The organism is Halpernia frigidisoli (assembly GCF_900113805.1).
Taxonomy (GTDB): domain Bacteria; phylum Bacteroidota; class Bacteroidia; order Flavobacteriales; family Weeksellaceae; genus Halpernia; species Halpernia frigidisoli.
Window position 1 is genome coordinate 185,741 of sequence record NZ_FOQT01000003.1, and the last position, 13,707, is coordinate 199,447.

General features: G+C 34.9%; 12 protein-coding genes. 8 read left to right on the forward strand and 4 right to left on the reverse strand.

Annotated features, from left to right (window positions below; all coding sequences use genetic code 11):
- The first annotated feature begins 4 nt into the window (after positions 1–4).
- On the forward strand, positions 5–1,138 hold the full coding sequence (tgt, locus tag BM238_RS09130; RefSeq protein ID WP_090080085.1) for a tRNA guanosine(34) transglycosylase Tgt: 1,134 nt from the start codon (positions 5–7) through the stop codon (positions 1,136–1,138).
- A gap of 18 nt (positions 1,139–1,156) precedes the next feature.
- Complete coding sequence (locus BM238_RS09135; RefSeq protein WP_090080087.1) at positions 1,157–2,251, forward strand: LptF/LptG family permease; 1,095 nt, start codon at positions 1,157–1,159, stop codon at positions 2,249–2,251.
- On the opposite strand, the gene BM238_RS09140 is transcribed toward BM238_RS09135, so the two are convergent.
- Complete coding sequence (locus BM238_RS09140) at positions 2,245–2,949, reverse strand: biotin--[acetyl-CoA-carboxylase] ligase (RefSeq protein WP_090080088.1); 705 nt, start codon at positions 2,947–2,949, stop codon at positions 2,245–2,247. The genes BM238_RS09135 and BM238_RS09140 overlap by 7 nt on opposite strands.
- An 86-nt stretch (positions 2,950–3,035) precedes the next feature.
- On the opposite strand from BM238_RS09140, the gene rsfS reads away from it, so the two are divergent.
- The 5 genes from rsfS (at position 3,036) to BM238_RS09165 (ending at position 7,688) form a co-directional block, all read left to right on the forward strand.
- Positions 3,036–3,398 (forward strand): ribosome silencing factor, encoded by a 363-nt coding sequence (gene rsfS, locus BM238_RS09145; protein WP_090080090.1) that lies wholly within the window; start codon positions 3,036–3,038, stop codon positions 3,396–3,398.
- 45 nt (positions 3,399–3,443) lie between these two features.
- A complete protein-coding gene (gene ftsH, locus BM238_RS09150; RefSeq protein WP_090080092.1) occupies positions 3,444–5,420 on the forward strand; it encodes an ATP-dependent zinc metalloprotease FtsH in 1,977 nt (658 codons plus the stop codon).
- 98 nt (positions 5,421–5,518) lie between these two features.
- On the forward strand, positions 5,519–6,100 hold the full coding sequence (locus BM238_RS09155) for an LUD domain-containing protein (protein ID WP_090080093.1): 582 nt from the start codon (positions 5,519–5,521) through the stop codon (positions 6,098–6,100).
- A 42-nt stretch (positions 6,101–6,142) separates the two neighbouring features.
- Positions 6,143–7,018: a phosphatidate cytidylyltransferase gene (locus tag BM238_RS09160; protein ID WP_090080476.1), complete on the forward strand. Its 876-nt coding sequence runs from the start codon at positions 6,143–6,145 to the stop codon at positions 7,016–7,018.
- Positions 7,019–7,037: 19 nt separating this feature from the next.
- On the forward strand, positions 7,038–7,688 hold the full coding sequence (locus BM238_RS09165; RefSeq protein ID WP_090080095.1) for a phosphatidylserine decarboxylase family protein: 651 nt from the start codon (positions 7,038–7,040) through the stop codon (positions 7,686–7,688).
- An 87-nt stretch (positions 7,689–7,775) separates the two neighbouring features.
- Here BM238_RS09165 and BM238_RS09170 read toward each other — a convergent pair whose 3' ends face one another.
- Entirely contained in the window at positions 7,776–8,711 is a 936-nt protein-coding gene (locus tag BM238_RS09170) for a dihydroorotate oxidase (protein ID WP_090080098.1), read from the reverse strand.
- A gap of 149 nt (positions 8,712–8,860) precedes the next feature.
- Here BM238_RS09170 and BM238_RS09175 point away from each other — a divergent pair, with 149 nt between their 5' ends.
- Entirely contained in the window at positions 8,861–9,586 is a 726-nt protein-coding gene (locus BM238_RS09175; protein WP_090080099.1) for an SDR family NAD(P)-dependent oxidoreductase, read from the forward strand.
- Positions 9,587–9,621: 35 nt separating this feature from the next.
- Here BM238_RS09175 and recQ read toward each other — a convergent pair whose 3' ends face one another.
- Positions 9,622–11,814: a DNA helicase RecQ gene (recQ, locus tag BM238_RS09180; RefSeq protein WP_090080101.1), complete on the reverse strand. Its 2,193-nt coding sequence runs from the start codon at positions 11,812–11,814 to the stop codon at positions 9,622–9,624.
- A gap of 77 nt (positions 11,815–11,891) precedes the next feature.
- Positions 11,892–13,646 carry an aspartate--tRNA ligase gene (gene aspS, locus BM238_RS09185; RefSeq protein WP_090080477.1) on the reverse strand — a complete coding sequence of 585 codons (1,755 nt, stop codon included), beginning with the start codon at positions 13,644–13,646 and terminating at the stop codon, positions 11,892–11,894.
- Positions 13,647–13,707 lie beyond the last annotated feature (61 nt).

Genomic DNA, 13,707 nt, shown 5'->3' on the forward strand with positions numbered 1-13,707 from the left:
GGAAATGCAGAAATTTTTTGAAATAGAAAAAACCTCCGGGGGAAAAGCCCGAGCAGGAATTATAACCACAGATCACGGAAAAGTAGAAACGCCTATTTTTATGCCTGTTGGCACAGTAGCTTCAGTAAAAACAGTTCATCAGCGAGAATTAAAAGATGATATAAAAGCCCAGATTATTTTAGGAAATACGTATCATCTAAATTTACGTCCTAAAATGGAAATCATGCAGGCTGCAGGCGGACTTCATAAATTCATGAACTGGGATCTTCCAATTTTGACAGATTCTGGCGGTTATCAGGTTTTTTCTTTAGCAAAATCCAGAAAATTAAATGAAGAAGGCGTAAAATTTAAATCTCACATTGACGGAAGCACCATGTTTATTTCACCTGAAATTTCCATGCAGATCCAAAGACAGATCGGAGCCGATATTTTTATGGCTTTCGATGAGTGTGTTGCTTATCCGGAAGAATATAATAAGGTAAGAAAATCGATGGATCTTACTCACAGATGGTTGAAAAGGTGCATTAAATGGAATGCAGAAAATCCAGAACTATACAACTATAAACAAGCGTTTTTCCCAATTGTGCAAGGCTCTTGTTTTTCAGATTTAAGAAAAAAATCAGCGGAATTTATTTCAGAACAAAATGCCGTAGGAAACGCAATTGGCGGACTTTCTGTGGGAGAACCTGAGGAAGAAATGTACAGAATTACTGATGAAGTGACGGATGTTTTACCTAAAGATAAACCAAGATATTTGATGGGTGTTGGGACGCCCTGGAATATTTTAGAAACCATCGGACTCGGAATTGATATGATGGATTGCGTAATGCCAACCAGAAATGCCAGAAATGCGATGCTTTTCACATGGCAAGGCGTTATGAATATGAAAAATAAAAAATGGGAACGTGATTTCTCACCCTTGGACGAATTCGGCACAAGTTATGTGGATAGTGAATATTCAAAAGCTTATGTTCGTCATTTATTTGTGGCAAAAGAATATTTAGCCAAACAGATCGCTTCTATTCATAATCTGGCTTTTTATTTAGATCTAGTTAAAGTGGCGCGTGAGCACATCATTAAAGGCGATTTTTATGAATGGAAAAATTCGGTGGTTCCTAATTTGCGTAACAGACTTTAAAATTTTTAGAAATTTAGAATGAAAATTTTAGATAAATACATCATAAAAAATTTCCTGGGAACTTTCGGGTTCATTATGCTGTTGCTTACCGTGATCGTTTTGGTTATTGATGTTCAGGAAAAAGTACCGCGCATTCAAAACAGCGGTTTTACGGTTTCTTACTTTTTGATCCATTATTATCCTTTTTATATCGTTTACTTGTTGGTGACATTTATTGCGATCATCGTCTTTATCTCCGTTATATTTTTTACTTCAAAACTTGCAAATAATACAGAAATTGTTGCTATTATTAGCAGTGGCGCAAGTTTCCACCGTTTTGCAAGACCTTATTTAATGACTTCCCTTTTTATCGCTACCATATTTTTAAGCGTAAGCCATTTTGCGTTGCCTTTGGCAAATACCAAAAAAAATGTTCTTGATGCCTATACTTATTCCGATGCTAACAGAGAGAAAATTTTAGGAAATGTATCAATTACCACGCAACTTTCTCCCAACGAATATATTTTCATCAATAACTACAATAAAAAGGAAAAACGCGGCTCTGGTTTTAGTTATCAGAAATATGATAAAAATAAAAAACTGATCTACCAGATTTCTGCGAGTGATGTTTCCTGGCAAGCCAAAAAAAATAACTTCGAACTCGACGGTTATCTGGAAAAAACAGTCTTAAAAAATGATGCTGAAATTTTAAAAGACGGCGCTGTGCGAAATATCAGTTTCGGGCATCCGCCTGAAGAACTTTTCCCGGATCAACTTTTAGGGCAAAATAAAACCACTCCGGAACTTATTAAATTTATTGCTCGTGAAAGAGAAAAAGGCAACGGAAACTTAAATACTTACCTTAATGAGCTTTATCAAAGAACCTCAATGCCGGTTTCCATAATAATCCTGACATTTTTGGCACTTTCACTTTCCTCCCAAAAAAAACGTGGTGGTCTTGGGATCAACCTAGCCATCGGCATTGCTTTGGCTTTTATTTTTGTCTTCTCCTTTGAGGCTTTAAAAGTAGTTTCAGAGAATAAAACATTAACGCCGCTTATGGCGATGTGGCTACCAAATATGGTCTTTGCACCTTTGGCTGCATTTCTTTATTTAAAAAGAGCCAATCAGTAAAGAAGTTCAATTTCTTTATGAAAAAACTTCTGTAAACCTCCATTTTCAAGGTCGATCAACAAAAAACCGTCTTCATCCGCATTTTTTATTATGCCATTTTGTCTTTTCCCCTTCAGGTTAAAAACAGCGATTTTTTCTTTAAAAAAAAGATGCTCATTAAAGTTCTCAAGAATACCTTGATCGTTTAAAATTTCCTTTTGAAAATGGCTAAATAATTTTTCAGCGACCATTTTTAAATCAAACTTTTCGTTCGTTTGTGTCAGTATCGACCCTGCTTTCGGGAGATTAGTGAAATCAGTTTGCAAAACATTGAGTCCTACTCCAACGATAAAAACTTCAGTATTTTTTATCTTTTTCTTTTCAATTAAAATCCCGGCGATCTTTTTTTTATTTAAAATAATATCATTTGGCCATTTAATTTCCGCTTCCTTACGCGTCAGTTTGGCTATAAAACCCCGCACCAAAGTGGCGGTATGGAAATTGAAGAGAATCTCAGAGATCTTTACATCCTTAGTTTTAAGCATAAATGAAAAAGCCACATTCTCTTCCGGATTTATATCCCAAGAGTTGTTGTATTGTCCTTTTCCATGCGTTTGATTAAATGTGTATAAACCTAAAAAGTCGCCGTCCTCAAGATCAAAATTCTGGATGTCGTTATTGGTTGAAGGGCTGATTTTCAAATAAATTAAGGGGTTCATTTAAGAAAACTTTAAGATTTTAAACATGTTTATCATAAGGCTAAAATAAAGAAAAAGCGGTAAATTTGCAGACTATATAAAATTTAATGGATAATACTTTACAAAAACAAATACTAATAGACACTATAATTGGTGCAATACAAGATACTAAAGGCGATAAGACGATGATCTTCGATTTATCGGGAATTGAAAATTCTGTAGCGGAAACATTCATTATCTGTAGCGGAAACAGTAATACTCAGGTTTCTGCCATTGCAGGAAATATCGAGAAAAAAGTTAGAAATGAATTACAGGAACGTCCTTGGCACGTAGAAGGTACGGAAAATGCTTTATGGATCTTAGTTGACTATGTTTCTGTAGTTGTACACGTTTTTCAGCAGGAAACCAGAGATTATTATGACATTGAAGAACTTTGGGGCGACGCGAAAATTACGCATATTGAGAATTAATATTTAATTTAATACCGGTTTTACCGGTTTTCTATACAATAATTTATGAATAATAATAAAGGTTTTAATTGGTTTTTTCCAATCGCTATTGTAGTGATGCTGCTTATTTTTGGATCAAAATTTTTTGGTGGTGAGACTTCAAAACCGATGGATGAGCAGGAATTTTACACACTTGTCGAGCAGGGTAAAGTTCAGGATGTTATGGTTTTCCGGGATAATTTTACTGCTGAGGTCTTTTTAACGCAAGCTGGCAAAAACGAGCTTGTTAAAAAAAGTTCAACTGCAGAAAATCCACTTTCTTTGATTAATCTAAAACCGCAGGCAGATTACACGCTTACTTACGGAGATTTAAGATATTTTCAGGAAAGATTTAATAAAATAAAAACCGAAAATCCGGAAATCACTGCTAAAATGGATTTTGGTGTGGCAGAAAATCCGCTTACAAGTCTGCTTTTTACGGCACTTTTCTGGATCGCGATCATGGCTTTATTTTATTTTGTACTTTTCCGCAAAATGGGAAGCGGTGGCGGACCTGGTGGACAAATTTTCAGCATTGGTAAATCAAAAGCAAAACTTTTTGACGAGAAAGACAAAGTTAATATTACTTTCAATGACGTAGCCGGTTTAGAAGGCGCAAAAGAAGAAGTACAGGAAGTTGTTGATTTCTTAAAAAATTCAGAAAAATATACAAAACTTGGCGGTAAAATACCAAAAGGTGTTTTATTAGTTGGTCCCCCAGGAACTGGGAAAACTTTGTTGGCAAAAGCTGTAGCAGGCGAAGCCAAAGTTCCTTTCTTTTCACTTTCAGGATCTGATTTTGTGGAAATGTTTGTAGGAGTAGGTGCTTCCAGAGTTCGTGATCTGTTCGCGCAGGCAAAAGCAAAATCTCCGGCGATTATATTTATCGATGAGATTGACGCAATTGGTAGAGCCCGCGGAAAAGGTCAGTTTACCGGTGGAAATGATGAACGCGAAAATACTTTAAACCAATTGCTAACAGAAATGGACGGTTTTGGAACCGACACAAATGTTATCTTAATTGCAGCTACAAACAGAGCCGATATTTTAGATAAAGCTTTAATGCGCGCCGGCCGTTTTGACCGTTCTATTTATGTTGATCTACCGGAACTTCATGAAAGAAAAGAAATCTTTGAAGTGCATTTGCGCAAAATAAAACTGGATGATTCTATTGACCGTGAGTTTTTAGCAAAACAAACACCAGGTTTCAGTGGGGCAGATATTGCAAATTTGTGTAATGAAGCTGCTTTAATCGCTGCCAGAAATAATCATGAAGCCGTAAATAAACAAGATTTTCTGGATGCTGTGGATAGAATAATCGGCGGATTAGAGAAAAAAAACATGGCTATTAAACCGTCAGAAAAAAGAAGAGTGGCTTTCCATGAAGCTGGTCACGCTACGATTTCCTGGTTGGTAGAACACGCTGCACCACTTTTAAAAGTGACAATTGTTCCTAGAGGACAATCCTTGGGTGCTGCATGGTATTTACCTGAAGAGCGACAACTTACTACCACGGAACAAATGCTTGATGAAATGTGCGCCACTTTAGGAGGCAGAGCTGCAGAACAGGTAATTTTTAATAATATTTCAACTGGAGCTTTATCCGATCTTGAAAAAGTGACAAAAAGAGCGCAGGCAATGGTCACAATTTATGGTCTTAACGAAAAAGTTGGCAACATTTCTTATTACGACAGTTCAGGACAGCAGGAATATAATTTTAATAAACCTTATTCTGAAAGTACTGCAAAAATGATTGATGAAGAAATTTCTAAAATAATAGAATTTCAATATCAGCGTGCAGTTCAAATTCTTTCTGAGAATGTAGATAAGCTAACTGCCTTGGCCAATAAACTTTTAGAAAAAGAAGTTATTTTCCGTGAAGATCTTGAAGAAATATTTGGACAGAGAGCATGGGATCCTGAATTATCAGAAAGACCGATCACAAATGTTGATAATCCAGCCATCGCAGGAAATGTTCTTAATGAAGAAAATTTCCCGGCGTAAGGATGTCTAAAAATAATTAAAAAATATTATCGTTAAATAAATATAGGAAATAGTAATTATTTCCTATTTTTGTAGGAACTAGGCGTAAAAAGCGAACTTTGAGTATATTTAAAAAATTAGTAAACAAAATTTTAAACCAACCGGAAGAAGAAGATTCTGCAAATTTGGTAAAATTGGGAGACCAGCTGAAACATGCTGATCTTGACTATAAATTTGCCCAGCTTTTTACACATTCTGGCGGCTTTTTTAATTACTGTTCAGATGAAGCTGAAGCATTGCAGACTTTAAATCAGATCATCAAAATTGAAGGTATTAAAAACGTTTTTTGCTGGGATGATGATCTTAAGAATTTTCTTAATGTTATCAACACGCCTCACACTGCTGAACTTGATCTCGCAAACGACGCTGCTTTTATTACTTGCGAATATTTAATCGCTTTCGATGGTAGAATAATGCTTTCTCACAATAGCATTCTTCACTATCATTCTTCCAGATTGCCGGAAAAAATAATCATAATGGCAAATGTTTCTCAAATCGTTAATAATCTTACCGACGCAATGATGAAGGTAAAACGGAGGGAAACTTTAAAGAATCTAACTTCAATCAGCGGTAACAATTCCAAACTCGATACCGGAAATACAGACAATACCAAACTTTTCTTACTTTTGCTGGAAGATTAATAATGGTTGATTATTATTCTGTTCCCCTTTAAAACACTTATTTTGGATAAAAATTTACTACAAAGATTGATTTCAGGCGCAGTTTATGGCGCTGTTATTTTTCTTTGCACAATGCCATTTGGCGAATTATGGTTAGGTAAAATTTTTCCTTTCATAAAAGAATATTATCTATTTTATGCTTTAATAACTTTCTTCCTTATTGCCGGACTTTGGGAATGTATGAAAATGATGAAATTTGGCAATTCCTGGGAAAAGTACGCGCTAATTCCCGTTGCGCTAATTGTTTACTACAGATATTCCGTTAAATATTTTCACCACGGATTTTTTTATCAGTTCAATTTGGCAGAAATTTTAGGTCTTTCTTTAATTTTAATCGCGTGCATCACTCTATTTAAATTCACCAAAGAATTGTATTTCGACAATGGAAAATTGATTTTTTCTGTTATTTATCTCGCTTTACCTTTCAGTTATGCTTTGGGTTTACCCGCTTTTTCCGAGTTAAATCCTGAAAAGACTTTCACATTGGAGATCTTTTTTCTTTTTGTTTTAATCTGGAGCAGTGATTCTTTCGCTTATTTTACGGGCAGATTATTTGGAAAACATAAAATGGCACCAAAGATCAGCCCTAAAAAAACGTGGGAAGGCTTTGCAGGCGGCGTTATATTAACTTTAATTTTGGGCTTTTTTATTGAAAAGTATAATCCCGATCTGCGGGGCAACTGGATGATCGTTGGATTTTTAGTTTCCATATTTGCACCTTTAGGCGATTTGGTAGAAAGCCAGTTAAAACGTAGTTTTGGGGTCAAAGACAGCGGAAATTTAATTCCAGGGCACGGTGGTGTTTTGGACAGATTAGATAGTTTTACAATCTGCGTACCTGTCGTATATTTGTATTTTATATTAGAAAAATTAGTTTAAAAATATCATTTAAATAAAAATGAAACTTCATAAAGAATCAAAGGGAACACTTACTGTTGCGATTACTGCAATTGCGGTGTTAGGATTTCTCTCTATTTATTTTTTGCAAATGTGGTCGCTTGTGGTCATTATTCCTCTATTTATTTTATTGGGTTTGGTTTTTTGGTTTTTCCGCGTTCCAAATCGTGATATTTTAGATCATAAAGAAAATGTAATTGCGCCTGTTGATGGTAAAGTCGTGATGATAAAGGAAGTTACTGAAGATGAATTTTTAAAGGAAAAATGCATTCAGGTTTCTATTTTTATGTCACCTCTTAATGTTCATATCTGCAGATATCCAGTTTCCGGAAATGTAGTCTATAAAAAACACCACAAAGGAAAATATTTAGTCGCTTGGCACGAAAAATCCTCGACAGATAACGAGAGAACGACTATTGCAGTTGACAGTCTTTTGCATCACAAAGTTGTTTTCCGCCAGATTGCAGGTTATGTTGCCCGAAGAATTGTGATGAATTGCAATGAAGGCGACGCTGCAAAAGCCGGCCATGAATTTGGATTTATAAAATTCGGCTCCAGAATGGATATTTTTCTTCCTTTAGACACAGAAATTACCTGCAAAATTGGTGATAAAACCAAAGGCGGAATTGATGTGATTGCGAAGTTGATTTAATTCAGAAATTAGATATGAGAAGTTAGACACGAGATTTTACATTTTTATTGGTCTTTTATCTTTTCGTCTATTATCTATCCATCTAATTTACAAACTCTTAAGTTTTCCTCTAAAATCCTTAATATTTTTGTAGCCTTTTTGTTCCATAATCTCTGCGAGTTCTGATAAAATTTTATCAAAAACCAATGTGCCATTTCTCATTAAATGCGTTCCAACCTGAACCATTTCGGCGCCACACAATAAATGCTCAAAAACATCTTTTCCACTTTCTACGCCGCCACAACCAATAATGGAAATGCTTTTATTTAATCTCGTGTAAAATGCTCGAACGTTTGCCAAAGCAGTTGGTTTCACATAAGCACCGCCAATTCCGCCAAAACCATCTTTAGGCTTGATGACAACACTTTCATTTTCTGTGTCAATGTACAAACCGTTTCCCACAGAGTTGATACAATTCACGTAAGCCAAAGGAAATTGATTTAAAATTTCAGCCATTTGATCGAAATGAACCATATCGAAATACGGTGGTAATTTTACGCCCAAAGGTTTGTTAAAAAACTCGAACGCTTGTTTTAAAATAAGTTCAGTTGCCTCAAAATCATAACCGATCTGTGGTTTTCCGGGAAGATTTGGGCAGGATAAATTAAGTTCTGTTAAACCTTTGAAATCGCTGTCATTTATTTTATGAAGCATTTCCAAATTTTCTTCCGGTTTCATTCCGGCAATAGAAATAAAATTTACTTTTCCCGGATTATTTTCCTGAAATTTTAAAGAATAATTTAAATAAAAATCAAAACCCAAATTTGGCAAACCCATAGAATTGATGCTTCCCAATGGAACTTCAATATATCTTGGCGATGGATTTCCCTCGCGCATTTGTGGCGTTGCACTTTTTGTCACAAAACTTCCCGAGGAAGAATTTTTCAACTCATCTAATTTTTCTTTATCATCGCACCAAACGCCGGACGCATTCATTAAAGGATTTTCAAATTTAAAAGACCCGATTTTTGACGTAAAATTCATTTTGTTTGCTTTAAATTTAAGTAAGAAAAACTATTTCCCAAATTTACGATTTGTCATTTTAATTTTTACCCAAATATTTTATTTAATTATTAATTTTTGCTTTCCGTCATTTTTAATATTTAAAAATTTTAAATAAATATATTTGCACCATGATTTCTAAAAAAGTTTTAATTCTTGGTGCCAATTCTGACGTTGCAAAACAATGTATTTTGCAATATTTTCAAAAGGGTTTTTCAATAATTGCGGCTTCAAGAAAGTTAAAATCACTGGAAAATTTTGTTTTAGAAAATTCATTAAATAAGACAAAAATTGATTTAAAATATTTCGATGCCTGCGATTTTTCTTCTCATCAAAAATTTTATGATGAACTTTCCATTAAACCAAATATCGTTATTTATGCCGCAGGATTTTTAGTGGAAAATCAAAAAGCACTTCAAGATTTCGACGCAACCTTTGAAATGATGAAAACTAATTATATCGGTGCGGTTTCTATTTTAAATATTATTTCAACAGATTTTAATAATAAAAATTTAGAAAGAATTATCGGGCTTTCTTCGCTTTCAGGCGTTCGCGGACGAAAAAGTAATTTTATTTATGGCAGTACAAAATCTGCTTTCACGCAATATTTAGCCGGACTTCGACAGGAATTATCTTCCAGAAAAATTATAGTCAATGTTTTGATCAGCGGATATATTGATACCAAAATAAATGCAGGTTTAAATTTAAATAAAAACCTCATCATGCAACCAAATTATGTGGCGGAACATATTGTCGAAGCAGGAAATTCTTTTACCATCGTTCCAAATATAAAGTGGAAATTGATCTATTTTATTTTAAAAGTTTTACCGGAAAGTTTGGTTGCGAAGTTGCCTTGAAAAATAGAATCAAACCTTTACAAAATTTTGTATTTCTAAATTACCGCAGCATCTTTTTCTTGCCATTTGTGGTGAGCGACCGCAATGTTAATTTTAAAGTAAGAATAACTATCGCCCAATTCTTCTTTTATGGCTTTCAAAGAAACTAAATTTTGATTTTTTGCAATATCAATAACAGATTCTATTTTACTGATATCCATCAATTCGCTTGCTTTAATTGCCCCTGAAATCACGAAATTTGCTAAATGATTTTGAATAGTTTGGACCGATAAACTCCTGATTTCCGCAATTTTTTCTACACTGTTTCCATCTTTATACATTTGAAAAGTGGTGGTGTAAGTTCCTCCCAAATTTTTATTTTCCTGTTTTTGGGTATGATTTTTTTTCGGTGCTTTCTCCGAAATTTTACTGATCAAATTATTTTTTTTACAATATTCTAAGATCGCATTCAAAAATAAATCGCCATATTTTTCTATTTTAAAAGCGCCAAAACCACTAATTTGATTCAATTCTTCTTTATTTTGAGGAAGATAACTTGCCAATTCCAACAAACTTGCATCTGATAAAATCACGTAAGGTGGCACATTTTCCCGCTCGGCTTGCTGTCTTCTCAATAGTCTTAATTCATCAAATAATTCAATATTAGCATCCAGTTCATTAGTTGAATATGCGATTTCTAATTCTGCAACCGTGACGGCTTTTGCGAGTTCTTTTACTTTTTGAAAGTTTACCTTTTTACCTTTAAATAAAACCTCATTACTACCTTCCGTTAGTTTTAAAACAGAAAATTCACCATCTGAATCCCGCAAAAATCCATTGATCGTTAATTGCTTAATTAAATTTTGCCAAAAGGTTTTATCTGAATTTGAACCAATTCCATAAGTCGGCATCCTTTTCATGTAATCGGTGATTTTTACGCCTTTCGAACCGCGAAGAAAATCAATTATTAAATTTTTTCCATAACGTTCCTTCAAGCGGAAAACAGCACTTAATAATTTTTGAGCACCAGTTGTGGCGTCCCAATTTTCAAAATCACTTAGACAATAATCGCAGGAATTACAATTTCCGGGATGCGATTCTCCGAAATACTCCATTAAATATTGACGCCTGCATTTTTGCATTTCGGAAAAATCTGTCATTTGTTGCAATTTCCGAAGCATCAAACTCGATTGCTCTTCATTGCCTTCAACCAAAGCAAATTTTTTCAGTTTCATCACGTCGGCATTCGAATAAAATAAAATCGCCTCACTTGGCAAGCCATCTCTTCCGGCCCTTCCCGTTTCTTGGTAATAACTTTCAATATTTTTTGGTAAATCCGCATGAATTACAAAACGCACATTACTTTTGTCGATTCCCATTCCAAACGCAATGGTAGCAATCATTACGTGAGTTTTATCTTTAATAAAATCATCCTGAACCTGCGCTCTTTCGGCGGAAGAAATTCCGGCGTGGTAAAATGCGGCATTAATTCCGTTTTCCTTTAAATTATACGCCAAATCTTCTGTTCCTTTTCGGGATAAACAGTAAATAATTCCAGAATCATTCGGATGTTCCTTTAAATATTGAATGATATGATTGAGAACCGATCGTTTCGGCTGAACAAAATATTTAATATTGGCTCGATCAAAAGATGAAACTAAAACCGTCGGATCATCAAGATTTAATTGTTTAATGATATCCTGCCTTTTAATTTCATCCGCACTTGCCGTTAATGCGATGATTGGCGTTTCTGGAAATTGCTCTTTTATGCCATTTAAAAACAAATAATCAGGGCGAAAATCGTGTCCCCAATGCGAAACGCAATGCGCTTCATCCACCGCAAAAAGGGAAATATTAATGTCTTTAAGTAAATCTAAAAAGTGACCATTATCTGCGCTCAACTTTTCTGGCGCAATATATAAAAGTTTGAGTTTGCCTTCTTTTAATTGACGAAAAGTTTCATTTTGCTCATTTGGATTCATGGAAGAATTAAGAAATGCGGCGGAAATTCCGTTCACTCGCAACGCATCAACCTGGTCTTTCATCAACGCAATCAATGGAGAAATCACGATCGCAGTTCCTTCTAAAACTAAAGCGGGAACTTGATAACATAGAGATTTTCCACCTCCGGTTGGCATCAAAACAAAAGTATCTTTTTTAGCAATTACATTTTCAACGGCATTCGCTTGATTGAGTCTAAAATGATCGTAACCAAAGTATTGTTGTAGAATTTGTAAAGATTTTTCCATTTTTCAAAGTTTGTGTAATGGTAAAAATAGTTTAAATCTTTAAATAAAAAAGCGAGGATAAAAACCTCGCTTCTAATTTATGCTTTTAAATTCAACTTAAGTTCCAACTCATCCAACTGCAAATCAGAAATTGCACTCGGCGCATCGATCATCACATCTCTTCCGGAATTATTTTTCGGGAAAGCAATATAATCTCTGATCACTTCGTTGCCATCTAAAATCGCCACCAAACGGTCAAAACCAAACGCCAAACCTGCGTGTGGAGGTGCGCCATATTTAAATGCGTTCATTAAAAATCCAAATTGTGCTTCGGCGTCTTCTTTGGTAAAACCTAAAAGATCAAACATTCTGGACTGCATTTCTTTGTTGAAAATCCTAACAGAACCGCCGCCAATTTCGTTTCCGTTTAAAACTAAATCGTAAGCATTCGCCCGAACTTTTCCGGGATCAGTTTCCAATAAATGTTCGTCTTCCGGTTTTGGCGCGGTGAAAGGATGGTGCATTGCGTGAAATCTTTTCGTTTCGCCGTCCCATTCCAAAAGTGGAAAATCTACTACCCAAAGTGGCGCAAATTCTTTGGGATCTCTCAAGTTTAATTGATTCCCCAATTCCATTCTTAAAGCGGAAAGTTGCGTTCTCACTTTATTCGATTCGCCCGACATTAACAAAATTAAATCACCTTGTTTTGCCCCAAATTTTTCAACTATTTTCTTTAAATCTTCTTCATTAAAAAATTTATTAACAGAAGAAGTAATAACGCCATCATTTTGAAATTTAATCCAAATTAATCCGGAAGCGCCTATTTGCGGGCGTTTCACCCAATCTGATATAGTGTCGATTTGCTTTCTTGTGTATTCTGCGCAATTTTCAACATTAATTCCAACAATTAATTCTGCGTCATCAAATATTTTAAAATCTTTGCCTTTAACCAAATCATTAACCTCAACAAATTTCATGTCAAATCTGATGTCAGGCTTGTCATTTCCATAAGTTTTCATGGCATCATCAAACGTCATTCTCGGGAATTTGCTAAAATCTTTTCCTGTAATATCTTTTAACAATGTTGAAGTCATTCCTTCAAAAATGTTGATCACATCTTCTTGCTCTACAAAAGCCATTTCACAATCGATTTGTGTGAATTCTGGCTGTCTGTCTGCACGAAGATCTTCATCACGAAAACATTTCACGATCTGAAAATAACGATCCATTCCGCCAATCATCAACAATTGTTTAAAAGTTTGCGGCGATTGTGGCAACGCATAAAACTGTCCGGGATTCATTCTGCTTGGAACCACGAAATCCCGGGCGCCTTCAGGTGTAGATTTAATTAAAACAGGCGTTTCAACTTCTATAAAGTTTTGATCTGATAAATAATTTCGAACTTTTTGCGCCATTTTATGACGGAAAATCAATTTCTCACGCACCGGATTTCTTCTGATATCGAGATAGCGGTATTTCATTCGAAGTTCTTCGCCGCCGTCAGTTTGGTCTTCTATTGTAAAAGGCGGCACTAAAGATTCATTCAAAATTGTTAATTTCTCAACTAATATTTCAATTTCACCAGTCGGAATATTTGGATTTTTTGAAGTTCTTTCAATAACATTTCCTTCAACCTGAATTACGAATTCCCGACCTAATTTTCGTGCTTCTTCTAATAATTGAGAAGATGTTCTCTCAGAATCAAAAACCAACTGCGTAATTCCATAACGGTCGCGAAGGTCGATCCATAGAACAAAACCTTTGTCTCTGATGGTTTGTACCCAGCCGGAAAGTGTGACTTTCTGACCAATTTGTGCGCTTGATAATTCTCCGTTGGTGTGCGTTCTGAACATGTTTTTAAAAAATTTATTTAGATAAAATTTCGGCAAAATTCTGCTAAAATTTATGATTGCA